Consider the following 26,467-nt stretch of genomic DNA (forward strand, 5'->3'; position numbering starts at 1 on the left):
CGAGCGCCATGGCCGTCAGAAGCCCGCACCGGTCACGGGGACCGCGCATGCCGATCGGCAGAGCGGACATCACACGAGCGGAATACCACCGGACCGCCCTCTGCCGCGCCCCGCCCGACCGTGCCGCCATGAACGAACTCACACTGAGGATAATAGGTAAAAGCCGTATAGTTCTGTTGCAAGCTGCGCCATTACGTCGACCAGGGGAAGTGATCCGGATGAGCCCGTCGGCCACGGTTCGCTTTGCCGTCGACCCGGCCCCGGACGGGCTCGCCTTCGTACAGGACCTCATGAACACGGTCTCCGCGGGCAGGCCGCGCGCACGCGACCTCCTCGCGGACCCGGATGAGGCCCGGGCCTGGCTCGATCAGGCGCTGGCCCGGTGGAGCAGGACCACCGGCGCACACATGGCGCACATCGAACTCGGCCACCGGGACGTGGAGGAGCTGCGCTCCTTCCGCGACGATCTGCGCCGGGCGGCGGCTCACGGCCGCGACGGCGCACTTCCCCCGCGGCACACCGCTGCCGTCGCGATGCGTTTCGACGGCAGCGGAGAGGTCCGGCCGGAACCGCGCGGAACCGGATGGCGGCGGGTGGCGGCGCCGGCTCTGATCGAGGTCTTCCAGGCCCAGCGGGCGGGGACCTGGCAGCGACTGAAGCTGTGCCGCAACGACCGGTGCGAGACGGCGTTCTTCGACCGGTCCCGCAACAACAGCGGGGTCTGGCACGACGTCAGGGTCTGCGGCAACGCGGCGAATCTGCGGGCCTACCGGGCGAGGCAGCGCGCCGTGAACGCGCCGTAGACGCCGCGACCCTCCGACGGCACGAGCGGCAGCGATACATTCGATCCGTATTGGCGAAATGTGAGATATGCCCTGTCGTTTTTGTTGTTCGACGTACGCAAAATACATACGCTTATTTCGTTCGTCGGGCGGCGAACGCCCGGGTGTCACGATGCTCCGCCATCGCGGCCCTCATCGACGGGCCGGGACCCGAGTCGCGCCCGGCCCTCCCCCACCGCATGCACGCAAGGAACCCACGTGAACGAGTTGCTCACGCAGGCCGACGAAGCCCGTGGCGGCATCGCCCGCCGGCAGGAGCTGACCGAGCGGCGGGCCACGCTCGTCAGCGGCGGCGACCTCTTCTCCGTCAAAGGGCTGCCGCAGGAACCCGCACCCCGCGAGATGAGCGTCCGGCTGCACGAGGAGCACGCTTCGGTCACGCCTTTCGGCGCACCCGACCAGAGAACCGACTTCACGCCCGGGCGGGTGAGCATCAAAAAGCTCGACGGGCGAGTGGTGGCCGTGCGCGAGAACCCGCGGACGTCGTTCTCCGGACACACTCTTCAGTCCCCGTGGGACCCGCTGGACCGCGCGTACTTCAACGGCTACGCGCTGTGGACCTACCTCATGGACTTCTCTTTCGGTCCCGACCACCTGCTGCGTCGGCACGACCACCACGTCGACGTGGCCGGCGGGTTCGCCGCCGCGCAGTACGTCCACGACTTCGTGGAAGCGGACGGCATCGTGCTGCCGACCAGGCGCCGGGCCTACCGCCGCGACGCCGACGACCGGCCGCTGGTGCATCAGGTCATGGTCTCGATCGATCTGAGCGACGTCCGCTTCCGCTGACCGGAGCACCGTCCGACACCGGCGCCCCTTTGCCGCCCACCCACTTCCGTCCTGCCGCGCGGACCCCGGTCCGCCAACGATCATGGAGAGATCCCACCCGTGCACCCCCAGCTCCCCCAGGCCTCGCACGCCGCACGCCGACCGCCCGTCCGCGTCTGGCTGCAGCCCTTTCTCATAGGCCTGGTCATCGTCTCCGCGTTCGTCAGCTGCTACATCGGCCTCCAACGGGACCCGCAACCCCACCGGCTGCCGGTGGCGGTCGCCGGGCACCGGCTGGCCGGCCAGGTCCAGACGGCCCTGGGGGACGCGATCGACGTACGGCCCACCGGCTCCACCGATCAGGCACGCGACGCGGTCCGTCATCGCGACGTGGTGGCCGCGCTCAGCGCGGAGCGTCACGGCAAGGACCTGAGGCTCGATGTCGCGAGCGCCAACGGTGTGTCGACGACGACGGCGGTCAGGACGATCGTCACGGCCTACGCGCACGGTGCCGGTCGGCATGTCGCCGTGTCCGACGTCGTGCCCCTCGACCGCTACGACTCACGCGGGCTGGCCGGGTTCTACGTCTCCTTCGGAGTGACCCTCTCCGGGTTCGTCCTGGCACAGAACGTGCTCGGGCTGAGCAAGCTGCTGCATCTGCGGCATCGCTTCACCCTCGTGACCGTCTTCTCCGCCGCCTCGGGGCTGGTCGCCGCCGCGATCGCCGGACCGGTGCTCGGTGCCGTACCCGCGCCGTACCTGCCCCTCGCCTTCGTGCTGGCCCTCCTGGCGGCGGCCGCGGCGTTCACCACGAAGCTGCTCGGCACGTACTTCGGTCCGGTGGGCGTCCCGATGGCCACCCTGCTCCTGTTGACCGTGGGCAACTCCACCAGCGGCGCGACCGTCGGCCCCGACCTGCTGCCCGGTGTCGCACGCTCCGTCTCCGCACTGCTCCCACCCGGCGCCGCCGTCCGTGCCGTCGCCGACGTCAGCTACTTCGACGGCGCGCATGTGCTCGCCCCTCTGGCGACGCTCACCCTGTGGGCCGTCGGGGCCGCACTCCTCCTGGCGGCCCGTACCCACCGCGCGGCGCGGGACGGCCTGCCGACGGCGGGAGCGGCCGCCTCCTCCACCTGACCGAACCCCCAGGACAGCGCCAGGCACCGTGGTAGCGTCCGCGTGGAAGCGGTTCGTCGCCTGCCCCGGCGCGAGATGTGCGCCGTGATCCCTCTCCGGGCGGTTCCGCCAGGACGACGCACCGGAGGATTCCGCATGGCCGCAGGCGACGCCCTGATCGATTTCGACGGGGGGACTCCCCGGCCGCGCACACTCGACGTCCGGTGGATCCACGGCTCGCCGTCGGCCAAGCACAACACCGATCCGGACATCCAGGTCCACGGCTACGACGAGCACACCTTCATTCTGCGGCAGAACATGGCCGTCGACTATGAAGCGCCGTTCCTGTTCCTGCTGTTCGGCAACACCCGGGCGGTGTTGATCGACACGGGCGCCACCACGTCCGCGGAGTTCTTCCCCCTGCGCCGTACGGTCGACGAACTCATGGCGGACTGGCTCGAGCGGCATCCCCGCGACGGGTACCGCCTGCTCGTCCTGCACACCCATCCGCACGGCGACCACACCGCGGGCGACGCCCAGTTCACCGACCGTCCCGACACGACGGTGGTGGGCGCGCAACCGGCCGAGGCCTGGGACCACTTCGGATTCACGGACGACCCCGACGCCGTCGCACCCGTCGACCTCGGCGGCCGGGTGCTGGAGTGCCTGGCCACGCCCGGCCATCACAAGGCGGCGGTGACGTTCTACGACCCGTGGACCGGGATTCTGTTCACCGGCGACACGGTCTATCCCGGCCGTCTCTACATCGAGGACTGGCCGGCCTTCACCCGTACCGTGGACCGACTGATCGAGTTCTCCGACCGCCGCCCCGTGACACATGTGCTCGGCTGCCACATCGAGATGACCCGGCAGCCCGGCGTGGACTATCCGATCCGGACCACCTACCAGCCCGACGAACCGCCGCTGCAGATGACCACGCGCCACCTGCACGACATCCGCGCGGCGATCGAGGAGATCGGCGACCGGCCCGTCCGGCGCGCCTTCCCCGACTTCATCCTCTGGCCGAACGACTGAACCGGGGCCGCCGGATCAGCGGACGCCGGCCACCCACGTCAGGTGAGGGCCTCGTCGGCGACAAAGGGCCGGGAGAGGCAGGGATCCCTGACCGCGTCCGGAGTGCTCCCCCAGCGGATCGCCACCATCGCGAGGTCGTCGTCGAGATAACCGCCCGTGTAGGTGTCCAGGTCCCGGCTGATGTGCCGCAGGAGGCGATCGGGGCTCTCCCAGGTCCAGGCGGCGGCCCGGTCGAGGATCGGGTAGAAGCCGCCCTCGGCGTCCCTGGCCTCGATGACGCCGTCGGTGTACAGCAGCAGGGTGTCCCCGGGGGCGAACGGAACGGACTCCAGGTGGTACGCACCCGCATCGGTGTGGGCCAGACCCAGCGGCGGCGCCGGACGGAGAGTCTCCAGCACCCGCACACGCCCGTCGTGCCTCAGCAGGGGCGGGGGATGCCCACAACTGACGACACGTGCGACTCCGCCCCGATCCGGGATCTCGACCACAAGCGCGGTGACGAACCGCTCGCCGGCATCGGGGTCGCAGGCGGCGAGTTCGGCCAGGTGCCTGCGCACACTGCGCTCCAGCGACGCGGCCAGTTCGGGCAGGGTGGCGCGCTCGGGCGCGGCCTCGCGAAACGCACCGAGGACGGTGGCGGTGTCCTCGATGGCCGCGAGACCCTTGCCGCGCACGTCGCCGATGAGGATGCGGGTGCCCGTGCCGGTGCGCGCTGCGGCGTAGAGGTCGCCGCCCACCATGGCGTGCTCGGCCGCAGCCCGGTACTCGCAGGCGATGGACACCGGGCCCAGTCGGCTCGGGATCGGTCGCAGCAGAACCTGCTGCGCGGCCTGGGACACCACCCGCACCTGGGTCAGCTCTCTCAGATCGCGGTCGTGCAGGGCTCGTGCCGCGACCACGAAGCAGGAGACCGCCAGTAGGGCGCCGATGTGGACGGCCAGGATCGGTGACCGCAGCAAGGTGTCGTGCGTGTCGATGACGACGGTCGCCGCACAGGCCAGCAGCGCGATACCGACCGTGAAACGGACGCGCGCGAACGCCGCGGTGAAGGTGGGGGCCGCCACCAGCAGAGGCGAGAGATGGACGACCATGGGCACGAACGAGGCGGCCAGCGTGATCGCAACGATCAGGGAGACCGCCGTGCCGCCCGTATACAGCCGACCGGCCGTCGACGTCGGGCCGCGGGCGCGGAATCTGCGTCGAGGATGCCGTCCCTGTATACCGGGAATCCCAGCCCGGTGCTGTGCGAGCCCGGCGCCTGTGCGGTTCGGCGTCCGGTTGAAGGTCGAGTCGAGGTCCATGGGCGGTCCTGCGGGTCGTACGAACCCCCCGTGCACGGTGTGGGGGCGAGACCTGCTGCCGTACGAGGCAACGCGGCTCGGCATACCGCTGCGCGTCGGGCGCAGCCCCACCACCTCTTTACCGAATCGTGGAATTCACCTCCCACTATGCGGTCCACTCTGCGACTCGGATCCGGCTGCGTCAAGAACGGGAACGATCGTTCTCGAAGCCGGGTCACCGAACGTGAACCCCTGGTCGCGCCGGGCGAGACGGTGCCCCGGCGGCGGCGCTCACGGTCTTTCGGATACGTCATTCGTCGCGACGTACGGCGCGGGGTCATGTGCCGAACGGCGGCGGAGCAGTCCCACCAGGGGAACGAGGGCGATGAGGATCGCGAGGGCCATGTACCCGTACGTGAGGGTGGCGAGCGTCGCGACCCCGGCGACCAGCAGTGGGCCGCCCGCATCCCCCGACTCGCGCCCGAGCTCGGCCGCGCCCATGGTTTGGCCCAGGCGCTCCTCGGGGGTCGACGAGGACAGGGCGGCGAAGCCGAGCGGGGTGATCACACCGCTGCCCGCACCGATCAGTACGGCTCCGACGAGGACACCCGTGAGGCCGGGCAGCATGGCGCCGGCCAGTCCGGCGGCGGTGAGCAGCAGACCGGCGGTCATTCCTCCGCCTGTGGTGATCCGGCCTTCGTCCCGGGCGCGGCCGGCGAGGGGCTGGACGACGGCGGTGCAGGCGGCCAGCACCGAGACGGCGGCGCCGGTGACGACCGTACCCAGCCCGACCGCCCGGCCGGAGACCGGCAGGAAGCCCACACCGGCCGAGAGAGCGGCGGTGGCCGCGGCCAGTGCCGCCGTCGGGGCGAGGAAGGCGGGGTCGGTCAATCGGCGCACGAGTGCGAGCACCGTCTGCCGGTCCTTGGGCAGGGGCGGTACGACGGGCACCGCGACCGCGGCCCATACGGCGACCGCCGCACCGAGCGCAGCCAGTACCGCGAACAACAGCCACAGTCCCCCTGCCCGGACCAGGACACCGCCGAGCAGCGGACCGAGGGTGTAGCCGATCGACTTGTAGAAGCCGTAGCTGCCGAAGGCGCGTCCGCGTCCGGCGGCGGGATTGAGCCGGGCGACGAGGGCGGAGGCCGACGGTGAGAAGGCGGAGGCGGCGGCGCCCTGCCCCAGACGGGCGGCCCAGAGCCAGCCCGGGCTCGGCGCGACGAGGTACAGGGCGGACGCCGCGGCGAACCCCACGAGACCGCAAAGGAGTACCGGGCGCGCGCCGATCCGGTCGGCGAGGGTGCCGAAGACCGGCTTGAGAACGACCTCGGCACCGTCGTACAGGGCGAGCAGTCCGCCGAGCACCAGCAGGGAGGTCACACCGTCCTCGGAGAAGCCGCCGAGGTTGGCCGCGATGCCGTGGGCTCCGAAGGCCGTGGTGAATCCGGCCGCGTAGAGCGGCCACATCCGGCGGGGCGGTGCCGACCGCATCACGGCGCCCGGACTCATGGACCCTCGTCCATCGCCAGGTGCAGCGCGCGGAACACGCGCTCCGCGTAGTCCTCGCAGGCGGCGGCGCACTCCTTGAGCCGCTTCGAGGCCGCTGCCGACTCCGGTGCGCCGAAGACGTCGCGCGCCATGAGATCGCGGTGCCAGCGGCGCAGTCGTTCCAAGGACTGCTCTTCCTCCTCCAACTCGGCGAGGGTGAACTTGGCGATGCGGATCTCCTTGGCCAGTTCCTCCTCGAACTTGCCGCAGTCGGCCAGGAATTCGCGCCAGTCGTCGGACCGGGCGGCGGTGAACATCGCTGCGAAGCGGTCCGCGTCCTCGGGACCGCGGCCGGATGCGCTGAGGGTCAGCGCCTGCCCCTCGGCCTGTTCGGTCAGTGTGATCGCGCGAGCGATGCCGTCGGCGAAGACCGGTACATCGGGCACGGCCCACACCCCCTGTCCGAGGGACAGGGCGCCGATCCTGCGCAGCTCGCGCCACACCGCCACCCGGTGGCGGCTGGGCTCCGCGGGCACTTTGATCACGAGGACGACCCAGCGGCTTGCCGGCTCAGTGGTAGTCACGAATCCGAATGTAGCAGGCGTTACATCGTACGACGTGCTCTCCGTCCGGTCAGGCGCCGAGCACACCGCCGGCGAGCAGCCCCAACAGCGCCACCCCGACGACGATCCGGTAGACCACGAACGCGTTGAAGGAGTGCCGGGCGACGTACTTCAGCAGCCAGGCGATGGAGGCGTAGGCGACCGCGAAGGAGACCGCGGTGCCCACCGCGAGCGGCGCGACACCGACGCCGGCGCCCACGGCGTCCTTCAACTCGTACAGGCCGGCACCGGTCAGGGCCGGAATGCCGAGGAAGAACGACAGACGGGTCGCCGCCACCCGGTCAAGATCCAGGATGAGCGCCGTGGACATCGTGGCGCCGGAGCGGGAGAAGCCCGGGAAGAGCAGCGCGAGGATCTGCGAGCCGCCCACCAGCATCGCGTCCTTCAGCGAGGTGTCGTCCTCACCGCGCTTGTGCCGGCCCATCCGGTCCGCGCACCACATCACCCCACTGCCGACGATCAGCGAGCCCGCCACCACCCACAGCGAACCCAGCGGCCCCTCGACGAGCTTCTGGGCGGCCAGGCCGACCACGACGATCGGGATCGTGGCGTAGATGATCCACCAGGCGAACCTGTAGTCGTGGCGGTGGCGTTCCTCGCGATCGACGAGACCGCGCCCCCAGGCGGAGACGATCCGCACGATGTCCTTGAAGAAGTAGAGCAGCACCGCCGCGATGGCGCCGACCTGGATGACGGCCGTGAAGCCGACGACGGAGGTCTCGTCCACCTGGACGCCCATCAGCCCCTCGGCGATCTTCAGATGACCGGTCGAGGAGACGGGCAGGAACTCGGTCACCCCCTCGATGACACCGAGGACGGCGGCCTGGCCGATGCTGATAGCGCTCATGGGCGATCCAATGGCACACTCGGGGGCGTAAGCTTTTACACGCCCGTAGAAGTTTTACACGACTGTAGATGACGGACCGGAGAACGACAAAACCCATGGGAGCCGATACACACGGGCGGGGCCCGAAGCGGGCGAACGGCGCTCGCGAGACCCAGATCCTCGATCTGCTCCAGCGGGCCGACACCGCGCTGACGCCGGGCGAGGTCACCGACCTCATCGGCGGCGAGCTGACGTACAGCAGCGTGGTGACGATCCTGACCCGGATGCAGACCAAGGGCCTGCTCACCCGCAGTCCGCGCGGCAGGGCGTACGCCTATGCCCCGGTGACCGACGACGCCGGCTTCGCCGCCCGCCGCATGCGCACCGTTCTGGAGGAGCGACCCGACCGCGAAGCGGTCCTCTCACGCTTCGCCGACGAACTGTCCGACACGGACGCCGAACTGCTCCGCCAACTGCTCGGCCCCGAGGCGGACCCCGGCCGACAGGAAGGACCGGCCTGATGCGCGTCGCCGTCTATGTGCCGCTGCTGCTGTCGCTCCTCGCCCCGCTGGGCGCACGGCCGTTGGCCGAGCGGTGCGAACCCCGCCTGGCCACCTGGCTGCTCACCACCGCGTCCCTGGTGCTGGGCGCGGCGAGCACCGTCTCCCTGGGTCTGCTGGCCGTCACGGGGCTGGTCCGCATCCCCCAACTCGCCGACCTGGGTCACTGGTCGGCCCTCACCGCGCAGCGCGACGACCCCACCCGGCTCCCCGTAGCGCTCGCGGCCGGACTGCTGCTCGGCTGCGCCCTGCTCGCAGCGTGCCGTATGGTCTGGCGCCGCGGGCGCACCCTGGCGTCCGCCGCACTGGACGCCGCGTGCATGCCGACCCGCGACGACCTGGTCGTCGTCGACGACGAGGCACCGGACGCGTACGCGCTCCCGGGGCTCCCCGGGCGCGTCGTGGTCTCCACCGGCATGTTGCGCACCCTGGACCGGGTGGAGCACACCGTCCTGCTCGCTCACGAACGGGCCCACCTGGGCTCTCACCACTACGCCTTCGTCGCGGTCGCGCAACTCGGTGCCGCCGCGAACCCGCTCATGCGTCCGTTGGCCAACGCTGTCACCTACACGATCGAGCGCTGGGCCGACGAGAACGCGGCCGCCGCGACCGGTGACCGGAAACAGGTCGCCCGCACCGTCGGCAAGGCCGCGCTGGCGGCCCGCCGCGCTCCGGCCCTCGCCCGTACCGCGAGCGCCGCCCTGGGCATTCTCGGCCGCCGGAGCCCGCTCGCCACGGCAGGCCCGGTGCCGCGCCGCGTCGCCGCGCTCCTCTCACCCCCACAGAGGCGTCATCCCGCACTCACGGTCGCGACCGGGGTTGTCCTCACCGCGGCGGCACTGGCCACGGCCGAGGCGGCTCACGACCTCCACGTCCTGCTGGCGGGCATCGGCGCCTGGTGACTCCGTCGCCCGCCCTACGGTCGTGGACGTTCGCTCGGCCCGAGCACGTACTGCCGGAAGGCCTGCCGCCGTGACCGTCGTCGCGGACGGGGGGTCGCCGAGCCCAACCGCACGGGTGGAGCGGCCCGAGTCACGGGCACCGGCCAGGCCGGGAGATGATTCCCCCATGCGCATGCGCCGGGAGGTCCGTTGGGGGCTGTGGGGGTTGTGGCTTGCCTGCCTGGCCTTCTCCATCTGGTTCCTGGTGGAGGTGGTCACGTTGTTCCTGCAGGCCGAATCATGGTGACCGGCCGCGCAGCCGGCGGACGGTCCCGGACGTGGGGAGAACGGCCCGGTCGGCTCGTCGCATCGGGTCAGACCCAGGTGTCCAGCCACATCCGGTCGCGCCACGAGTCGGTCGGGATCATGTTCCCCGAATAGATGGGGAAGAAGTAGACGAAGTTCCACAGGATCAGCAGCATGAGTGCGCCGACGCCCACCACCCCCCACAACCGGCGGCGCTCGGTGGCTCCCGCCGGCCCGAGGACAGCGCCGGCCGTCATCGCCACGGCCAGGCACAGGTACGGCAGGAAGACGACCGCATAGAAGGAGAAGATGGTGCGGTCCTGATACAGGAACCACGGGAGCCAGCCCGCCGCCACCGCGCACAGAACGGCGCCGGCGCGCCAGTCCCGCCTCAACGCCCACCGGTACAGCAGATAGGCGAGGGCGAAACACGCGGACCACCACAGCAGCGGCGTGCCGAGAGCAATGATCTCGCGAGCGCAGCCGCCCGCTTCCCTGCAGCCGTCCTGCCCATAGGACGAGGACTGGAAGTGGAACGGCACGGGGCGCCCGAGCACCGTCCAACTCCACGGGTTCGACTGGTACCTGTGCGGTGTGTGCAGTCCGATGTTGAACTGGTAGACCTGGTACTCGTAGTGCCACAGGCTGCGCAGCGGCGCGGGGACCCACGCCCAGGAGCCGCCCCGGCCGTCGGCCCAGTGCCGGCCGTATCCGTCGGACGACATGAACCAGCCGGACCAGGTCGCCAGATACGTCACCACGGCGACAGGCACCAGGGAGGCGACGGACCAGCCGAGGTCCTTTCCGAGCACCGCACGGTAGGGCTGACGCGCGCCCGCCACGCGCCGGGCGGCGACGTCCCACAGCAGGGTCATCGCCCCGAAGAACACCAGGAAGTACAGACCGTTCCACTTGGTCGCGGCCGCCAGGCCCAGAAGGACTCCCGCGGCGAGCCGCCAGGACCGCCACCCCATGCCGCCCCGCGCGCCGACGTCCTCGTCCGGCCGTACCTCACCGGTGTCGCTTCTCGGCAGCAGCCGTACCAGCCGCTCCCTGGACCGGTCGCGGTCGATCAGGAGGCAGCCGAAGGCGCACAGGACGAAGAACATCACGACGAGGTCCAGCAGCGCGCTGCGGCTGAGCACATAGTGCAGCCCGTCCACGGCCATCAGCAGTCCGGCCAGGCACCCGAGGAAGGTCGAGCGGAACAGCCGGCGACCGATACGGCAGAGCAGCAGAACGGACAGCGTGCCGAGGACGGCGGTCATGAAGCGCCAGCCGAACGGATCCAGGCCGAACAACCACTCGCCGACGGCTATGACCCACTTGCCCATGGGTGGATGGGCCACGAACGCCCCCCGGCCCGAAAGGGGGATGACCTGGGGGTCGGCGAGTACCTGAGGGTCGGCGATCTTGCGGTCCGGCCACACCCCTTCGTAACCGAGGTGCAGTTGGGCCCAGGCGTCCTTGGCGTAGTACGTCTCGTCGAACATGAGGTCGTGCGGCCGGCCGAGACGCCAGAAGCGGATCACCCCCGCGAGAACGGCCACGAGCACCGGGCCCAGCCATCCGGTCGCCCGGGCGGCGCGGTGGGCGAGAACCGGCGGACAGCCGAGGACACGCCACAGATGGGTGGGCGGCGCAGGGAAGCCGGGGACCAGCCGTTCCGCCGTACCGGTACGCGCCATCGGCACATACCGGAAGCGGAGTCGCAGACGGTCGAGCCACCGCAGGTCCGCGTCCGCCGTGCCCGGTGCACCCGAACTGCCGCCGTACGTCGAGCCGACAGGGTCACGTCCGTCCTGCAACGTGGCCGCGAGCCCCGTGGCACGGCCCGAGTCGAGCGATCCATGAGGCGCCCTGCGGTCCCCCACCTGCCACACCTCTCATCGACGGCCCGGGAACCGAGACGCGCCGGATTCATTCGACGGGCCGATGCGAACGCCGTCCCCGATGCGGCGAGATCCTAGCGTCAACCCACGGCCGCTGACGCTACGGGCCCGCACAGCGCGGGCCGTCTCGGCTTCACCGGCGCACGGCTCGGCGGCCCCGGGCACCGCACGGTGCAGGGGTCGCTCAGAACGCGACCGTAGCCGGTCCCCGGAGCGCCTTTTCGTGCTGCATGCGGGTCAGCCGCAGCACCACGAGGATCGCGAGCACGGCGGCCGCGGCGTCGACGACGTCCGCGACCAGCACCTGACGGACGGCGCCGCGGATCTCCTCGGCCGTGTCGGCACTGCGGTAGGCGAAGGAGCCCGAGCGATTCGTCAGCACGGAGAGGAGCCACAGCGTCCACCAGGCGTCCACCAGGCCGTGTGACCGCGGTGTGTCCCACGGGCTGCTGGCGTCCCAGATGTCGAGTGTGATGCGGCGCGGGAACCAGAGGTTCACGATCGGCACGAACCATGCCCCGATCGCCCAACCACGCTTCTTGGCGTGCCCGAACGGGCTGAACACCTCCGCGTTGACGCGTACTCGATGGAACCAGCACAGGAACACGACGACACACGTGAGCAGCACGGACGTCTGGAGGAGACCGACCGAGGAGTACAGCGAGTCCGCGCGCTCCGCCCGCTCCCCCACGCCGCTCGCGCCGCCGTTCGCGAGGTCGCCCGCGACGTCGTACACGACCATGGCGGCCCAGAACGCGAACAGGTCGAGGACGACGACAAGTCCCAGCAGCGTGGCCGCCGTCCGTCCGAGACCCACCGGCGAGCGCAGCCAGGCGACCGGCGCGGCGGCGAACTCCGGGGCCTCCGGCTCCGGCGCGACAGCGCACCTGGTGCACAGGGTGCCGCCCGGTGCCGCTTCGAAGTGCTGGCAACGAGCACAGATCATCGTGCATTCCCCCGACGTGCCGTCGAATCTCGGGACGCCGCTCCGGCCAAGACCGACGTGCGGACACGCAACATAGGATCCGGGCGGTCCCCGCGTCCACTCGAACGCGCCTCGGCCCGGCCTGGCGTGATCCGGGTGCCGTGGGCGACTTACGACGGTACGGGCCGGACCAGGCCGAGTCCGGCCGCACGGCACTCGCCGTCGTGCGTGTCCGCTCGCCCACTCCGATGGCCCACGCGCCGTCGGCGATCGAGGCCGGCTGAGCCAGGTGGTCCGACCTTGGCCGGGGGAGCCCGGACGGTCGAGGCGGCGGACGGCAGGCCGTACGCGCACGGAACGGTCACCTGCGCCGCCTTCGCGCTGCCCGACGCGACGCGAAGGGCGGCGGGGGTCGAGCGCCGGCGCCGACGGACGCGGCACACGGAGCGGCCACCGGACGTGTCGGCTCTTCTTCCTCGCGCCCGCGCCTGCCCGCGACGGCGGTTCACGACGTCCCCGTCACGTATCGCTCGGCGACGGCCAGGGCGGCCGCCATGATGCTCAGCTGCGGATTCACCTCCGGGCAGCTGGGCAGCACGGAGCCGTCGCCGACCAGCACCCCGTGCACACCGCGCAGGCGACCGTCCGGGTCAGCCGGCGACAGCTCGGGGTCGGCTCCGCCGGCCGCCGTTCCGGTGGGGTGGAACGCGGAGACATGCAGATGCCGCGCGGTCACCGTGTCCAGCGCCGCCTCCAGCTGAGCCGGGGTGCGGGCGCGCGGTGCCTGCGGTACGCCGGTGAGCACCTCTTCGGCGCCTGCCGCGAACAGCAGGCGTCCCATGGCCCGTTGGGCGCGGAGCAGGCGGCCGGCGTCGCGCGGCGCCAGGTCGTAGCGCAGCAGGGTGCGGTTCCGTCCGAGGACGCGTCCCGAGGGGCGGTCGGCGATCATGGCCCCGAGCGTCGCCAGGTGTTCCGTCTCCTCCAGTTCGCGGCGGAGTTCGCGTCCGACGCCCGGCAGCACGAACGAACTCATGCCCGGGGGCGCCGCGGTCGCCTCGATCAGGATGCCGTCCTCGCGCAGGTGCTCCACCCCGACGCTCTGCAGGACGCCCTTCCAACTCGTCACGGGGCGGCGGAAGCGGCCCGCGACACTGGTCGCCGGATGCACGCTGAGGTTGCGGCCCAGCCGCGGGTGTCCACCGAGGCCGGAGCGGCGCAGCAGTGGCGGGGTCTGAAGGGCTCCGGCAGCGGCCACGACCAGCGGGCTGAGGATCTCCAGCTCGCTGCCGTCCGGACGGCGCACCAGCACCCCTGCGGCCCGTGGGCCGCCCGGCCGGTCGCCGTCGACGAGGATGCGCCGGACGTGGGCGCCTGTCACGATACGGGCGCCGGCCGCGCAGGCCTCGGGGAGCACGGACAGCTGGACACTCTGTTTGGCCCCGGAGGGACAGCCGACGACACACTGGCACGAGCCCCTGCAGCCGGGGGCGTTGCGGCGCAGGGGCGCGGCTGCCCAGCCGAGCTCCTTGGCCCCGAAGAGTGCGAGCAGCCCGTTGTCGCCGAGCACGTCCAACGGCTGGGGCGCCACCCGCAGGGTCCGTTCGACGTCGTCGAGGTGGGCCTCGAGGTCCTCGACGGCCGCGAATCCGTGACGGTCCAGCCAGCGGGTGCGGACATGTGCCGGAGTGCGATAGCACGTACCGGAGTTGACGACGGTGGTGCCACCGACCGCGCGGCCCACGGGGAGGACCAGCGGAGGGTTGCCGAGGGCGATCGTCGCGCCGCCGTCCCGGTACAGGTCGGTGAAGCGGTCGAGCGGAGCCCGGCGCCCGAACGACGCGGTGGTGTGGTGCTCGCCCTCCTCGATGACGACGACACGCAGGCCGGCGCGGGCGAGTGCCCGGGCGGCCATGGCCCCGCCGGCCCCGGATCCGACGACGACGGCGTCGGCCCGCGACCGTGTGGGCCACTCGTGGGAGGGCGTGCAGTCGAGCGGCGGGTCGTCGGGGGCGGGCGTCGAGGTCGTGGGGCTGTGGTGCAGCGTCCGTTCGGTACCGGCCGCCAGCAGCAGCGGTACCTTGACCGCGTCCAGGAGCGGCAGCAGGGCCCGGCGGGAGGCCAGCGACGCCACCACCCGCTCGCGTTCGGCGGGGCCGAGGGCGGACAGCCGTCTGCCCGTCCGGACCACGGCGTAGGCGTCGACGGCGGCCGCGGCGCCGCGCACCGCGGTCCGGGCCGGCGCGGGCATGGTGTCGAGCAGCTTCTCCACCCTGCGTGGCACGGACCGGGTCCACGCGGTGGTGCCGTCGTCAGCCAGCAGCGCGGCGACAAGTCCCGTCAGAGCGGGGGCGCTTCGCGAGTTCATCGGTCGCCGACCTCCGCGTGCGCGGTGCCCGACAGCTGCCATCCGGCCTCCTGCCGCCAGGTGCCCCACCAGCGCTCCAGGGTGACCACCGCGTCCGCTCTCTCGGTGTTGCGGCAGACCGCGGCGGAGCCGTCGGGGTCGGTGTAGTCCAACGTCAGGGTCTGCTCCGGTGGTTGGGTCACCGTCACCGTGATGCGGCTCAGGCCTGCCCTGCCCTCGACCCTCCACTCGGGCAGACCGATGTCCGCGCGGAACCTGCCGATTCCCGCCCAGCCCACGGCGGAACGTTCCGCGCGCCGTGGCCAGGTCCGGCCGTTTCGGTACAGGCGCAGGAAGACCAGGGGCGGCAGTCTGTCGAGACCGCGCCGCATGGACACCGCCGCGACGATCTCGAGTACGTCGCCGCCGCCCAGATCGGCGTGGAGCCAGGCCCAACGGCGGGCGTTGCCGTGGCCGTAGATGCGCGCACCGGCTCCCGGAGCACCGTCGAGCCGCAGCTCGTCGGTGCCGTGGCGCACGGTCCCGCTGTAGCGGGCGCGGACGGCGGGGAGCATATGGGAGGCCGGCAGCCACGGGCGCCGCCAGGACCAGCGGGGGAAGGTGTGGAGCGGCGGACCCTCGGCCTGCTCGGTGAGCGCCCAGCTGAACGTCCCCGCGGAACCGGCGAGTCGGCCGGTTCCGGCGCTGATGCCCCCGGCGCAGAAGCCCTCCGGATGCCCCGTCCAGGGAACGGGGCCGAAGCGTGCGTGTTCGGCCGGGCCGTCCTTGGGGAAGACGGCGGCCCAGCCGTGCGCATAGGCGGGGGAACCGTCGGAGGGCGCCACCACTTCGTGGTGCAACCAGATCCCGCTGCCCGTCGCGGGATCGGTCAGAGTCGTGTACCAGACCTCCGTCCGCCCCGGAGCGCCGTCCCAGCGCGACGCCGGATGCGGGTCGGCGCGGGATCGCGCCGCGCGGGGGAACCGGAAACTCGCGAGGAACGGCAGGAGGCCGGTGGTCAGAGGGAAGCGCAGGGTGCCCTCGCCGACACGGTGGCCGTCCTCGTAGAGGGTGTACGGCAGTACGGTCATCGAGGTGAGCGGACGCCTGGGCGTCACCGACTTCCAGCCGTCCAGGGTGAGGCGCCGGCCTTCCATGGTGAAGGCGATCCGGTACTGGATCCTGCGGCGTGCCAGGGGCGAGATCTCCAACTCGCCCACGGCTTCGGCGTCGTCCGCCCGTCCCGCTATCCGTATCCGTCCGGTCACCCGTGCCGCCGTCGTCCGGTGGGGCAGCAGTACGGCGTCGGCGCGGGCCAGCAGATCGAGTCGCACAGGGCGGTCGCCGTCCTCGTCGGCCATGCGCACACGGCCCAGCATGGTCTCCTTGAACACCGTTCCGCGTGAGGTCATCGGGCACCGTCCCGGCGTCCCCTTGCGTGAGCGAGGCCCTCGAGCATGATCCGTTCGGTGGCGGCCAGATAGTCGCCCGCGGCGATGTGCGCCGCGCGTTGGTCCCCGGTCGCCACCGCCTCGACGACGGGTGCCAGCCGGTCATGGGCTGCCCTCGGATCCTCGAAAGGCCCGGCCAGCGCTGCGCGTACCGGGAGGTAGGCGTTGAAGAGGGTGTTGGTCAGCAGTACGTACACCCGGTTGCCGGTGGCCCGGGCGAGCGCCCGGTGCACCTCCACGTCCGCCAGCTGTACGGGCTCGCCGCCCGCCGCGTCCTCGACGGCCGCCAGCAGGTGGCGGAGTTCGGCGATCTGCGCCGCCGTGGCCCGGGACGCCGCGCGCTCCGCTATCAACGCGCCGATGCTGCGGCGCACTTCGAAGATCTCGCCGATCCAGTCAGGGCTGTGACGCACGAGCATCGGCAGCAGGTCCGCACCGCCAAGCCGCAGGAAGTCCCGTACCCGGGTGCCCACTCCGTGCCGCGTCTCCAGCAGTCCCGCGTGCACCAGACGGCCGAAAGCGTGCTTGAGGGTGGTGCGGGTCACCCCGAATCCGTCGGCGAGTTCACGCTCGGGAGGCAGATAGGTCCCGGCCGGATGACGCCCGGCGAGGATCTCCTCACGCAGCCGTTTCTCCAGAACGTCGACGATCGTCTCACGCGGCAGTGCTTCCACCCCGGCTCCCAACGATTCAGTGGTTCAGTGGATGAGCCACTGAACCACCGTCTTTGACATGGCGTCAATAGAGCGGAGGGCTACGAGCAGCAGGCATCACCGGCACGGGCCCCTGCCCATCCCCCTTGCGGCCGACTGGTGCCTGGCCGACGGCGCACGGCCGGGCAGCCGGCGTGCGCGACCGTCCCGGTGTGCGGTCACGGTTCGAAGCGGTAGCCCATGCCGGGTTCGGTGAGCAGGTGCCGGGGACTGGCCGGATCGGGTTCCAACTTCCGGCGCAGACTGGCGAAGTAGATGCGCAGGTAGTGCGTCTTGTTCTCGGTCCCCGGCCCCCAGACGTGCCGGAGGATCTGCCGGCTCGTCACCAGTTCGCCCGGGGGGTGACGGAGCAGCATCTCGAGGATGCTCCATTCGGTCGGGGTGAGCCGCAGCCGGTCGCCGTCGGCGCCCGCGCGGCGCACGGTGGAGCTGTTGAGGTCGATCGTCCACTCCCCGATGTGCACGACCGTGCGGGAGGGCTCCTCCGTGGGACGCCGGCGCAGCACCGCCCGCAGACGGGCGAGGAGTTCCTTCATCGCGAAGGGCTTGGTGACGTAGTCGTCGGCGCCCGCGTCGAGAACGGCCACCTTGTCGTCGGCGTCGGACCGAGTGGAGAGGACGATGATCGGCACCTGGCTCCAGGCGCGCAGTGCCTGGATCACCCGGTGGCCTTCGATCTGCGGCATCCCGAGGTCGAGGATGACGGCGTCGGGCGGGTTGCCGATGGCCTCGACCAGCGCCTGACGGCCGTCCGCCGCGATGTCCACGGTGTAGCGGTCGGCCTGGAGGTTGAACTGCAGGTCCTTGACTGTTTGCGGTTCGTCGTCGACGACCAGGATGCGGGTCATTGTGGCGTCATTTCGTCTGTGGGCTCCGTCGGCGGCTTCCCGGGGGGTTCCCGGTTCACCGGCGGCGGGAAGGGCGAGGACCATGTCGATCCACCTCCGGAGGTGTCCTCAGGGCTGGTTGAGCGTTCCGCTCCTGGTCCCGGCGAGGCCGGGGCCGCTCCGTACGGGCGTGCCGGCCGCCCGGCCGAAAACGGCACGCGACGCCTGCCGGCCCCGCGGCACCCGGGCCGGTGGCCGCTCCGCTCCCGGGCCCGGCTCGCCCGCACAGTCGCGCTGCCGTGCGGGTCGTGGACGCCGGACGACGGCGGGTGAACGGGGGCGTCAGCCGGACGTGGCAGCGGGTTCGACGGTGAGCCGGTAGCCGACCGAGGGGTCGTTCTGCAGGAACCGACCGGCCTCGTCGTGCAGTTTCTTGCGGATGCGGTAGGCGTAGACCTTCAGATAGTGCTGTTCGTCGGCGTAGGCCGGGCCCCAGACGTTCTCCAGGATCATGCGGCGAGTGCACACCTTGCCGACGTGCCGGGCGAGGTAGGCGAGGAAGTCGAATTCCTTCGGTGTGAGATCGAGCGGCTGACCGTGGTAGGTGGCCTGGTAGTGGACCAGGTCGAGGGTGAGCGGACCGGCGGTGAGCTCGGTCAGGTGGTCGGTATCGGCGTCGGCCGCATGGTGGCGCAGGGATACGCGGAGCCGGGCGTCGAGTTCACGCATGCCGAAGGGCTTGGTCATGTAGTCGTCGGCGCCGTTGTCGAGGGCGTCGACCTTGCGGTCTTCGGAGCTGTCGGCGGACAGGATGATGATGGGCCGGTCGGTCCAGGTGCGGATGCGGGTGCAGACGTCGAGTCCGTCGAGGTCGGGCAGTCCGAGGTCGAGCACGATGACGTCGGGGGCGTGGACGGCGGCTGCGGCGAGGCCGTCCTGGCCGGTTTCGGCGGTGCGGACCTGGTGGCCCAGGGCTTCGAGGCCGACTCGGCAGGCGGCGAGCAGCGCGATGTCGTCATCGACGATGAGGACGGTGGCCACGGTGTGTTCTCCTCGGACAGGCCGGTCGCGACCGGCAGGGTGAAGGTGAAGCGGGCGCCGCCGCCGGGGTTCCGGTCGGCCCAGATGCTCTGGTGGTGGGCTTCGATGAAGACCTTGGCGATCGCGAGTCCGAGTCCGGTCCCGGTGTCGTTCTGCCGCCGGAAGAAGAAACCGAAGACCTCGTCCCGCCGGCCCGGCGGGATGCCGGGGCCGCGGTCGGCGACCGAGACGGTCACGGTGGCCGGGTTGTCCTGGAAGGCGCGGATGGTGATGGGCGTGCCGGGTGGGGCGTACCGGGCGGCGTTGTCGAGAAGGTTGGTGAGCACCCGGCCGATGAGAACGGTGTCGACGTCGAGGAGCGGCAGGTCCGCGTCGATGTCGGTGATGATCCGCCGTGCCGGGGCGCCGGGCAGGTCCCGCAGGACGGTGGTGACGAGATCGCTCGCGTTGGCCAGGCTGGTGCGCGGATGAAGGACACCGGCTTGGACCCGGCTCATGTCGAGAAGGTTCGTGACCAGGGCCGCAAGCCGGTCCGTCTGTGTGTCGATCAGCCGGGCCAGCTCCCCCCGGGCGGTGTCGTTCAGGGCCGGGGCGAGGGCGGCGTCGGCGAGCACCGAGGAGGACGCCTTGATCGACGCCAGTGGGCTGCGCAGGTCGTGGGAGACGGCCGCCACCAGCGTGCGCGCGAGCTGCTCGACCTCGTGGGTCAGCTGCGCGCGCAGCGCCTCTTCCCGCAGCTGGGCGCGTTCGACGGCGAGAGCGATCTGGTTGGCGAACAGCAGCAGCGGTTCGCGCTGCTGCTCGGTGATCGTGACGCCGGTGATCGCCAGCATTCCGATGGGGCGCCCGGCGGCCACGAGTGCCAGTTGCACCGGTTCGCCCTTGCGTCCCTGGCCGGTCGGTGCGGCGAGCAGATCGAGGTTGGTGACCTGTCCGGGCTTCGGGTGCAGTCGCTGGAGTTCGGCCGGGTCGAGGTCGTCGCCGGCGGTGGCGGCGACACGGAGATCGTCGCCGACGGGCAGGAGCAGCGCGACATGGCCGGCGTCGAGGACATCGGCCAGTGCGTTGACGATGACGTGCAGCAGCTCGGGCAGCGGCCGGTCCTGGACGAGCTGGGTGGACAGATCGAACAGCCGTCTGACCAGTAGGCCGCGTTGCCTGGCCGCGGCCCTGGCCACGTTCATGCCCGCCACCACCCGGGCTACCGGCAGCATGACGACCACGTAGATGCCCAGAGCGGTCCAGTTCTCGCTCGCGCCCACGTCCAGGGTCAGATAGGGCGGGATGAAGAAGAAGTCGTAGACCAGGAAGCCGCAGACGGTACTGAGCGCACCCGCGAAGAAACCGCCTGTGGTGACGCCGACGACGACCGGCACGACCAGCACCAGGGCTGTGGTCGCGATGCTCATGTGCGGCCGCAGCGGCAGCATGGCGAGGGTGAGCACGGCCATACAGGCCAGGGCGGCCAGCGACCCTGCCAGTTTGCGGCGTGCGGTCTCGGTCGTGAGGGCTCCTCTCGTGTGCTGGATTCGGCGGCCGGTCATCGACATTTTGTCCTCCAGCCATCCTGCCACCGGATCGTCCCCGCCGGTTTTCCCTGGTCGGACGCGGTCGTCGGGACGACGCCCCCCTCCGGCGACGCGTGGCCGACGTGCGACCCGCCCACTGCCGGGGTCGTGGCGCGGGCGATGATGTGCACGTCGATACCGGCGTCGCCCGCAAGTCGCGTAAGGCGCCGGACGGTGGAGCCTCCGGCGAGCAGATGCAGCCAGCGGCTGCGGCGGCTGGGTCCGAGCACGATGTGCGTGGCGCCGTGCTCGGCGGCGGCTCGCACGATCGCCCGGGCCGGATCGTCGTCCTCGATCTCGATCCAGGTGCCGCCGGACTGTTCGGTCAGTTGCCTGATCGGCTGGAGCGCCACCGTCCGCTGCCGTCCGAGGACCTCGCTCGGGTGGACGTGCACCACGTACAGATCGGCCGCGAGGCCGGCGGCGATACGGCCGGCCCGGCGCCACACCGTCTCCGTGCCGGGGTCGTCGGTGACCCCGACCAGGACCCGTTCCGCCGCGTCACGGGAACGGCCGGCCGCGGTGCGGCGCAGTTGAGCGAGCGTCTTGTCATCGGTCTCACCGGCCAGGAAGCGCAGGGTGAGATCGCGCAGCGCGGTCAGGTTCTCGGTCCGGAAGAAGCCGTTGAGGGCCGGGTGAATGCGTTCGGCCGGGTAGATGTTGCCGTGCAGCATCCGCCTGCGCAGTTGTTCGGGCGACGAATCGACCAACTCGATCTGGTCGGCCCGGGCCAGCACCGCGTCGGGGATGCGTTCGCGTACCCGGGTGCCGGTGATCGCCTCGACGGCGTCGGCCAGGCTCTCGATGTGCTGGGTGTTGAGGGTGCCGATCACGCTGATGTCGGCGTCGAGCAGTTCGAGGACGTCCTGCCAGCGCTTCTCGTGTCGCCCGGAGCCGGGCACGTTCGAATGGGCGAGCTCGTCGACGAGCACCAGCTCGGGCCTGCGGGCGAGGATCGCGTCGAGGTCCATCTCGGCGAACCGGGCGCCCCGGTAGGCGACCGTCTTCGGCGGGACCACCTCCAGGCCGGCGAGCCCGGCCGTCGTGGCCGGGCGGTCGTGGGTCTCCACGATCCCGGCCACGACGTCACATCCGCGGGCAGCCCGGCGGGCGGCCTCGTCGAGCATCGCGTAGGTCTTGCCGACCCCGGACGCCATGCCCAGATAGACGCGGAACCGTCCCGTGGCGGCGACCGGCACGTCACTGCCTCGCTGCGGCGTCGACGCTTCAGCCGGCTGGGACATGTGGTCTCCGGAGGGTGCGGCCCGTTGCGGGCTGTCTGCGGACATGGGCATGCGGCTTACCGCAGCCCGGCCAGCGCCTCGTTGAGTTCGAGGACGTTGACGTGGGACGCGCCGAGGAAGCCCCACTGGGGCCCCTGGACATGCGCGGCGACCAGAGCGTGCACCTGGTCATCGGACAGGTGGCGAGCCGCCGCGACCGAATTCACCTGGGCGTAGGCGGCCTCGGGGCTGATGTCGGGGTCGATCCCGCTGCCCGACGCGGCGACCAGGTGAGCCGAGGGCGTGACGCCCTGCTTCTCCAGGGCGTCGGCCCGCTTCTTGTAGGTGTCGACCAGTTCCTTCGAGCGGGGGCCGAGGTTGGACCCTCCGGTCGCGGTCGGGTCGTCACCGTCGGGACGGCCCTGGAACCACTGCGCGCCCTTCCACTGCTGGCCGACCAGGGCCGATCCGTTCCTGCCGAGCGAGCCGTCGGCCTGGTCGTGGAACAGCGCCTGTCCGACGCCGGTCGTGGCCAGTGGGTAGGCCAGCCCGAGCAGGACGAAGAAGATGGCCGAGACGATCAGGCCCCGCCGCAAGTTCACCCACAGCATGACAACTCCATGACGAATCCCATCCGGTGCCGCGCTGCGCGCGACTTGGGCAATGCAGTTCTTGAGGTGCGGTTGTTGGTAGGCATACGGGTCTCAGTAGGCATGCAGGGCGGTCAGGATCAGGTCGATGAGCTTGATCCCGATGAACGGGACGATCAGCCCGCCGACGCCGTAGATCAGTACGTTGCGACGGAGGATCGCCGTCGCGCCGGTCGCCCGGAACCGCACGCCGCGCAGGGCCAGCGGGATCAGCGCGACGATCACCAGCGCGTTGAAGATGACCGCGGACAGCACCGCCGAGGTCGGGCTGTGCAGACCCATGACGTTGTACGCGTGCAGTTGCGGGAACGTCGTGAGGAACAGCGCCGGGATGATCGCGAAGTACTTCGCGATGTCGTTGGCGATGGAGAACGTCGTCAGGGCACCGCGAGTGATCAGCAGCTGCTTGCCGATCTCGACGACCTCGATGAGCTTGGTCGGGTTGGAATCGAGGTCGACCATGTTGCCGGCCTCCTTCGCGGCCGTGGTGCCCGTGTTCATCGCCACGCCGACGTCGGCCTGTGCGAGGGCGGGGGCGTCGTTGGTGCCGTCGCCGGTCATCGCGACCAGCTTCCCGCCTTCCTGCTCGGCCTTTATCAGCTCCATCTTCCTGTCCGGGGTCGCCTCGGCCAGGTAGTCGTCCACGCCCGCCTCCTGGGCGATCGCGGCCGCGGTGAGCGGGTTGTCACCCGTGATCATCACGGTGCGGATGCCGATGGCGCGCAACTCGGCGAACCGTTCCGCGATGCCCTGCTTGACCACGTCCTTGAGCTCGATCACGCCGAGCACCTCGGGGCCGTCGGCGACCACCAGGGGGGTGGCACCGGCCTTGGCGACCCGTTCGACGATCGGGTCCAGTTCCGGCGGCAGGGTTCCGCCCTGCTCGCCGACCCAGCGCTTGACGGCGTCCGCGGCTCCCTTGCGGATGCGCCGGTCGGCGATGTCCAGCCCGGACATCCGGGTGGTCGCGGTGAACGGGACGAACGTGTGGGACGGGCCCAGGTCACGCTCGCGCAGCCCGCAGCGCTCCTTCGCGAGGACGACGATCGATCGTCCTTCCGGTGTCTCGTCGGCCAGCGAGGCCAGCTGTGCCGCCTCGGCCAGATCGGCCTCGTTGTGGTCGCCGACCGGGTGGAACGCGGACGCCATCCGGTTGCCGAGGGTGATGGTGCCGGTCTTGTCCAGCAGCAGGGTCTGTACATCACCTGCGGCCTCGACGGCGCGGCCGCTCATCGCGAGCACGTTGCGCTGCACGAGCCGGTCCATGCCGGCGATGCCGATCGCGGACAGCAGCGCACCGATGGTGGTCGGGATCAGGCAGACCAGCAGTGCGACGAGGATGACCACCGACACCTGTGTGCCGAAGAAACTGGCCATCGGCTGCAGGGTGACCACGACCGGGATGAAGATGATCGTGAGCGCGGCGAGCAGGATCGCCAGCGCGATCTCGTTCGGGGTCTTCTGCCGCTTGGCCCCCTCGACCAGATGGATCATGCGGTCCAGGAACGTCTGTCCCGGTTCGGCGGTGATGCGCACGACGATCCGGTCCGAGAGCACCCGGGTTCCACCGGTGACCGCGGAGCGGTCGCCGCCGGACTCACGGATCGTGGGTGCGGACTCGCCGGTGATCGCCGACTCGTCGACCGACGCCGCGCCCTCGATGATCTCGCCGTCGGAGGGGATGACGTCCCCGGCCTCGCACACCACGACATCACCGGTGGTCAGATCTCCGGCCGCGACACGCTCCTCGGTACCGTCGGCCGCCAGCCGGCGGGCGTCGGTCTCGGTTCGGGTGCGGCGCAGGGTGTCGGCCTGTGCCTTGCCGCGGCCCTCGGCCATCGCCTCGGCGAAGTTGGCGAACAGCACCGTCAGCGCCAGCCATACGGTCACCAGCCAGGTGAACACGCCGGGGTGAGCGATCGATTCGATCAGGGTGACCACGGTGCCGATCAGCACCACGAACATGACCGGGTTCTTGATCTGCACGCGTGGGTCGAGCTTGCGGACCGAGTCCACCGCGGCCTGCCGCAGGATCTGCCGGTCGAACAGGCTGCGCCGGTTCACCACGCCGCGCGGCCCGTCGGGTGCACCTGGCCCCGCGGCCGACTTGTCAAGGACATGAACGTCCTGCATCACAGCATTCCTTTCCACACGCGCAATGACCGCGGTGACAGGGGGATTACGCATTCAGCACGCACCGGATCCACACGCCTCAGAAGAGTCCGTGGCTGACCTGCTCGACCAGCGGGCCGAGTGCCAGGGCCGGGAGGAAGGTCAGCGCGCCCACGATGAGGACCACACCGGTGAGCAGGCCCACGAACATCGGCTTGTCGGTGCGGAAGGTCCCGAGCCCTGCAGCGACCGGTTTCTTCGCGGCCAGGCTGCCGGCCAGCGCCAGCACCGGGATGATCATCCCGAACCTGCCCAGCAGCAGACCGACGGTGCCGGTGATGTTGTAGAAGGGGGTGTTGGCGCTGAGACCGCCGAACCCGGAACCGTTGTTGTTCGTCTGCGACGTGTAGGCGTAGAGGATCTCGGAGAAACCATGCGGCCCGGCATTGAGCGGCCCGGCCCGTCCGACACCGATCGCGGCGGCGATCGCGGTCAGCACCAGCACCGTGATCGGCATGACCAGCACACCGAGGGCGGCGAGTTTCACTTCCTTGCCCTGGATCTTCTTGCCCAGGTACTCCGGTGTCCGTCCGACCATCAGGCCGCCGATGAACACGGTGATCACCGCGAACAGCAGGATGCCGTACAGACCGGTCCCGACACCGCCGGGGCTGACCTCGCCGAGCATCATGCCGGTCAGCATCGCGAACCCGCCGATCGGTGTGTACGAGTCCGCCGCCGAGTCCACCGATCCCGTGGAGGTCTGCGTCGAGGTCACGTTGTAGAGCGACGAGGACAGCACCCCGAACCGGGTCTCCTTGCCCTCCATGTTTCCGATGCCGGCGTCACTGAGACCGGCGGCGGCCATGGCGGGGCTGCCCTGGTGCTCGGCCACCGCGGCCATCGTCAGCCAGCCGGCGAACAGCACCGTCATGACGGCAAGGATCGCCAGTCCCTGGCGGGTGCTGAACACCATCTTGCCGAACACGTAGGTGAACGCGACCGGGATGCACAGGATCAGCAGCACCGACATCAGGTTCGTCAGACCGGTCGGGTTCTCCAGCGGGTTGGCACCGTTGGCGTTGAAGAAGCCACCGCCGTTCGTGCCGAGCTGCTTGATGACCTCCTGCGAGGCCATCGGGCCGCGCCCCAGCACCTGGCTGACACCGTTCAGTTCGTTGTGGATCGGCGCCGCACCGGCCAGCGTCTCCACCGCGCCCTGTCCGATGAACACGAGCGCCGCCACGAACGCGATCGGCAGCAGCACATAGACCGTGCCGCGGACGAGGTCGACCCAGAAGTTGCCGATCGTCGGCGATCCCTTGCGGGCGAACCCGCGCACCAGCGCGATCGCGACCGCCATTCCGACCGCGGCGGACAGGAAGTTCTGTACCGCCAGTGATCCCATCTGCGACAGATAGGACATGGTCGTCTCACCCGAGTACGACTGCCAGTTCGTGTTGGTCACGAACGACACGGACGTGTTCCACGCCGTGTCCGCCCGCACCGCGCCGAAGTGCTGCGGGTTGAACGGCAAAGACCCCTGAAGCCGGAAGATGCCGTAGGTGACGAGCAGCGCCACGGCCGTGAAGCCGACCACGGACGCGGCATAGCGCTGCCACGTCTGCTCCGACTCCGGTGACACCTTCAGCGCACGGTAGATCGGCCGCTCCAGCCACGAGAGCCAGCGCGAACGCCCCTCGTACACCGCGACCATGTACGACCCCAGGAACCGCCAGCACAGCCCCAGGACGACGACCATCACGACGATGGTCCATGCGAACGCCATCAGAATCGCTCCGCCTTGAACAGCGCCACGCCCAAATAGATGAACATGACGAACGACAAAACCAACAGCAGGACGTCAGTCGCGCTCACACTCGCTCCAAGCACCGAATCAGGCCGAGCATTGCGGCCAGGAAACCGACGATTCCGATCACAACCCAGATATCTGCCACGGATGCAGCGTGGCTCCGCCACCGGTAGCAGCGCG

At 70.7% G+C, this 26,467-nt stretch carries 22 protein-coding genes and 2 pseudogenes; 6 read left to right on the forward strand and 18 right to left on the reverse strand.

Translation table 11 applies throughout. From position 1 onward, the window contains the following. The first annotated feature begins 218 nt into the window (after window positions 1-218). From ACSHXN_RS04675 to ACSHXN_RS04690, 4 genes are all read left to right on the forward strand, one after another. On the forward strand, window positions 219-803 hold the full coding sequence (locus tag ACSHXN_RS04675; protein WP_355137887.1) for a CGNR zinc finger domain-containing protein: 585 nt from the start codon (window positions 219-221) through the stop codon (window positions 801-803). A 237-nt stretch (window positions 804-1,040) separates the two neighbouring features. Next, a complete protein-coding gene (locus ACSHXN_RS04680; RefSeq protein ID WP_438302696.1) occupies window positions 1,041-1,631 on the forward strand; it encodes a hypothetical protein in 591 nt (196 codons plus the stop codon). A gap of 99 nt (window positions 1,632-1,730) precedes the next feature. Further along, window positions 1,731-2,747, forward strand: coding sequence for a hypothetical protein (locus ACSHXN_RS04685; RefSeq protein ID WP_355137891.1), 1,017 nt, complete (start codon window positions 1,731-1,733; stop codon window positions 2,745-2,747). Window positions 2,748-2,882: 135 nt separating this feature from the next. Next, a complete protein-coding gene (locus ACSHXN_RS04690) occupies window positions 2,883-3,761 on the forward strand; it encodes an MBL fold metallo-hydrolase (protein WP_438302697.1) in 879 nt (292 codons plus the stop codon). Window positions 3,762-3,799: 38 nt separating this feature from the next. On the opposite strand, the gene ACSHXN_RS04695 is transcribed toward ACSHXN_RS04690, so the two are convergent. The 4 genes from ACSHXN_RS04695 to ACSHXN_RS04710 form a co-directional block, all read right to left on the reverse strand. After that, the gene (locus ACSHXN_RS04695) at window positions 3,800-5,062 is read right to left on the reverse strand and encodes a PP2C family protein-serine/threonine phosphatase (RefSeq protein WP_355137895.1); all 1,263 of its coding nucleotides are present in this window, start codon (window positions 5,060-5,062) and stop codon (window positions 3,800-3,802) included. Window positions 5,063-5,332: 270 nt separating this feature from the next. After that, on the reverse strand, window positions 5,333-6,553 hold the full coding sequence (locus ACSHXN_RS04700) for an MFS transporter (RefSeq protein WP_438302698.1): 1,221 nt from the start codon (window positions 6,551-6,553) through the stop codon (window positions 5,333-5,335). Then, entirely contained in the window at window positions 6,550-7,116 is a 567-nt protein-coding gene (locus ACSHXN_RS04705) for a Chromate resistance protein ChrB (RefSeq protein ID WP_355137897.1), read from the reverse strand. Before ACSHXN_RS04705 ends, ACSHXN_RS04700 begins: the two co-directional genes overlap by 4 nt. 49 nt (window positions 7,117-7,165) lie before the next feature. After that, entirely contained in the window at window positions 7,166-8,002 is an 837-nt protein-coding gene (locus tag ACSHXN_RS04710; RefSeq protein ID WP_438302699.1) for an undecaprenyl-diphosphate phosphatase, read from the reverse strand. A 95-nt stretch (window positions 8,003-8,097) separates the two neighbouring features. Between ACSHXN_RS04710 and ACSHXN_RS04715 the strand changes: the two genes are divergently transcribed. Next, entirely contained in the window at window positions 8,098-8,502 is a 405-nt protein-coding gene (locus tag ACSHXN_RS04715; RefSeq protein WP_355137901.1) for a BlaI/MecI/CopY family transcriptional regulator, read from the forward strand. Then, window positions 8,502-9,443 (forward strand): M56 family metallopeptidase, encoded by a 942-nt coding sequence (locus ACSHXN_RS04720; protein ID WP_355137903.1) that lies wholly within the window; start codon window positions 8,502-8,504, stop codon window positions 9,441-9,443. Before ACSHXN_RS04715 ends, ACSHXN_RS04720 begins: the two co-directional genes overlap by 1 nt. Before the next feature lie 353 nt (window positions 9,444-9,796). Here the strand turns inward: ACSHXN_RS04720 and ACSHXN_RS04725 are convergent, their stop codons facing one another. From ACSHXN_RS04725 to ACSHXN_RS04790, 14 genes and pseudogenes are all read right to left on the reverse strand, one after another. Next, window positions 9,797-11,416 (reverse strand): dolichyl-phosphate-mannose--protein mannosyltransferase, encoded by a 1,620-nt coding sequence (locus ACSHXN_RS04725; RefSeq protein ID WP_438306427.1) that lies wholly within the window; start codon window positions 11,414-11,416, stop codon window positions 9,797-9,799. Window positions 11,417-11,804: 388 nt separating this feature from the next. Beyond that, a complete protein-coding gene (locus ACSHXN_RS04730; protein ID WP_438302700.1) occupies window positions 11,805-12,566 on the reverse strand; it encodes a DUF4328 domain-containing protein in 762 nt (253 codons plus the stop codon). 484 nt (window positions 12,567-13,050) lie between these two features. Beyond that, complete coding sequence (locus ACSHXN_RS04735; RefSeq protein ID WP_438302701.1) at window positions 13,051-14,910, reverse strand: GMC family oxidoreductase N-terminal domain-containing protein; 1,860 nt, start codon at window positions 14,908-14,910, stop codon at window positions 13,051-13,053. Then, the gene (locus tag ACSHXN_RS04740) at window positions 14,907-16,301 is read right to left on the reverse strand and encodes a hypothetical protein (RefSeq protein ID WP_438302702.1); all 1,395 of its coding nucleotides are present in this window, start codon (window positions 16,299-16,301) and stop codon (window positions 14,907-14,909) included. The genes ACSHXN_RS04735 and ACSHXN_RS04740 overlap by 4 nt, the downstream gene beginning before the upstream one ends. Further along, entirely contained in the window at window positions 16,298-17,014 is a 717-nt protein-coding gene (locus tag ACSHXN_RS04745; RefSeq protein ID WP_356110247.1) for a FadR/GntR family transcriptional regulator, read from the reverse strand. The genes ACSHXN_RS04740 and ACSHXN_RS04745 overlap by 4 nt, the downstream gene beginning before the upstream one ends. Before the next feature lie 197 nt (window positions 17,015-17,211). Beyond that, window positions 17,212-17,901, reverse strand: coding sequence for a response regulator (locus ACSHXN_RS04750; RefSeq protein WP_438302703.1), 690 nt, complete (start codon window positions 17,899-17,901; stop codon window positions 17,212-17,214). Between the two features lie 321 nt (window positions 17,902-18,222). After that, the gene (locus tag ACSHXN_RS04755) at window positions 18,223-18,627 is read right to left on the reverse strand and encodes a response regulator transcription factor (protein ID WP_356110416.1); all 405 of its coding nucleotides are present in this window, start codon (window positions 18,625-18,627) and stop codon (window positions 18,223-18,225) included. 18 nt (window positions 18,628-18,645) lie between these two features. Continuing rightward, window positions 18,646-18,921: pseudogene (locus ACSHXN_RS04760) on the reverse strand (response regulator); the annotation flags it as partial. Between the two features lie 38 nt (window positions 18,922-18,959). Continuing rightward, a pseudogene (locus tag ACSHXN_RS04765) lies at window positions 18,960-20,471 on the reverse strand (ATP-binding protein); the annotation flags it as partial. After that, a complete protein-coding gene (locus ACSHXN_RS04770) occupies window positions 20,462-21,733 on the reverse strand; it encodes a universal stress protein (RefSeq protein WP_355137915.1) in 1,272 nt (423 codons plus the stop codon). The gene ACSHXN_RS04770 and the pseudogene ACSHXN_RS04765, both read right to left, overlap by 10 nt. 56 nt (window positions 21,734-21,789) lie before the next feature. Beyond that, window positions 21,790-22,323 carry a potassium-transporting ATPase subunit C gene (locus tag ACSHXN_RS04775; RefSeq protein WP_355800090.1) on the reverse strand — a complete coding sequence of 178 codons (534 nt, stop codon included), beginning with the start codon at window positions 22,321-22,323 and terminating at the stop codon, window positions 21,790-21,792. Window positions 22,324-22,416: 93 nt separating this feature from the next. Then, window positions 22,417-24,495, reverse strand: coding sequence for a potassium-transporting ATPase subunit KdpB (kdpB, locus tag ACSHXN_RS04780; RefSeq protein ID WP_355137919.1), 2,079 nt, complete (start codon window positions 24,493-24,495; stop codon window positions 22,417-22,419). A gap of 79 nt (window positions 24,496-24,574) precedes the next feature. Continuing rightward, a complete protein-coding gene (kdpA, locus tag ACSHXN_RS04785; RefSeq protein WP_355137921.1) occupies window positions 24,575-26,263 on the reverse strand; it encodes a potassium-transporting ATPase subunit KdpA in 1,689 nt (562 codons plus the stop codon). Continuing rightward, entirely contained in the window at window positions 26,263-26,352 is a 90-nt protein-coding gene (locus ACSHXN_RS04790; RefSeq protein ID WP_189308987.1) for a potassium-transporting ATPase subunit F, read from the reverse strand. Before ACSHXN_RS04790 ends, kdpA begins: the two co-directional genes overlap by 1 nt. Window positions 26,353-26,467 lie beyond the last annotated feature (115 nt).

Source organism: Streptomyces sp. HUAS TT11 (genome assembly GCF_051553595.1).
Taxonomy (GTDB): domain Bacteria; phylum Actinomycetota; class Actinomycetes; order Streptomycetales; family Streptomycetaceae; genus Streptomyces.

Bases quoted from the DNA above. Each gene is read 5' to 3' on its own strand.
- ACSHXN_RS04675 (WP_355137887.1), top strand. From the start codon at position 219: ATGAGCCCGTCGGCCACGGTTCGCTTTGCCGTCGACCCGGCCCCGGAC.
- ACSHXN_RS04690 (WP_438302697.1), top strand. From the start codon at position 2,883: ATGGCCGCAGGCGACGCCCTGATCGATTTCGACGGGGGGACTCCCCGG.
- ACSHXN_RS04695 (WP_355137895.1), bottom strand. From the start codon at position 5,062: ATGGACCTCGACTCGACCTTCAACCGGACGCCGAACCGCACAGGCGCC.
- ACSHXN_RS04700 (WP_438302698.1), bottom strand. From the start codon at position 6,553: ATGAGTCCGGGCGCCGTGATGCGGTCGGCACCGCCCCGCCGGATGTGG.
- ACSHXN_RS04710 (WP_438302699.1), bottom strand. From the start codon at position 8,002: ATGAGCGCTATCAGCATCGGCCAGGCCGCCGTCCTCGGTGTCATCGAG.
- ACSHXN_RS04715 (WP_355137901.1), top strand. From the start codon at position 8,098: ATGGGAGCCGATACACACGGGCGGGGCCCGAAGCGGGCGAACGGCGCT.
- ACSHXN_RS04720 (WP_355137903.1), top strand. From the start codon at position 8,502: ATGCGCGTCGCCGTCTATGTGCCGCTGCTGCTGTCGCTCCTCGCCCCG.
- ACSHXN_RS04725 (WP_438306427.1), bottom strand. From the start codon at position 11,416: ATGGCGCGTACCGGTACGGCGGAACGGCTGGTCCCCGGCTTCCCTGCG.
- ACSHXN_RS04730 (WP_438302700.1), bottom strand. From the start codon at position 12,566: ATGATCTGTGCTCGTTGCCAGCACTTCGAAGCGGCACCGGGCGGCACC.
- ACSHXN_RS04735 (WP_438302701.1), bottom strand. From the start codon at position 14,910: ATGAACTCGCGAAGCGCCCCCGCTCTGACGGGACTTGTCGCCGCGCTG.
- ACSHXN_RS04740 (WP_438302702.1), bottom strand. From the start codon at position 16,301: ATGACCTCACGCGGAACGGTGTTCAAGGAGACCATGCTGGGCCGTGTG.
- ACSHXN_RS04750 (WP_438302703.1), bottom strand. From the start codon at position 17,901: ATGACCCGCATCCTGGTCGTCGACGACGAACCGCAAACAGTCAAGGAC.
- ACSHXN_RS04755 (WP_356110416.1), bottom strand. From the start codon at position 18,627: ATGACCAAGCCCTTCGGCATGCGTGAACTCGACGCCCGGCTCCGCGTA.
- ACSHXN_RS04770 (WP_355137915.1), bottom strand. From the start codon at position 21,733: ATGTCCCAGCCGGCTGAAGCGTCGACGCCGCAGCGAGGCAGTGACGTG.
- ACSHXN_RS04775 (WP_355800090.1), bottom strand. From the start codon at position 22,323: ATGCTGTGGGTGAACTTGCGGCGGGGCCTGATCGTCTCGGCCATCTTC.
- kdpB (WP_355137919.1), bottom strand. From the start codon at position 24,495: ATGCAGGACGTTCATGTCCTTGACAAGTCGGCCGCGGGGCCAGGTGCA.
- kdpA (WP_355137921.1), bottom strand. From the start codon at position 26,263: ATGGCGTTCGCATGGACCATCGTCGTGATGGTCGTCGTCCTGGGGCTG.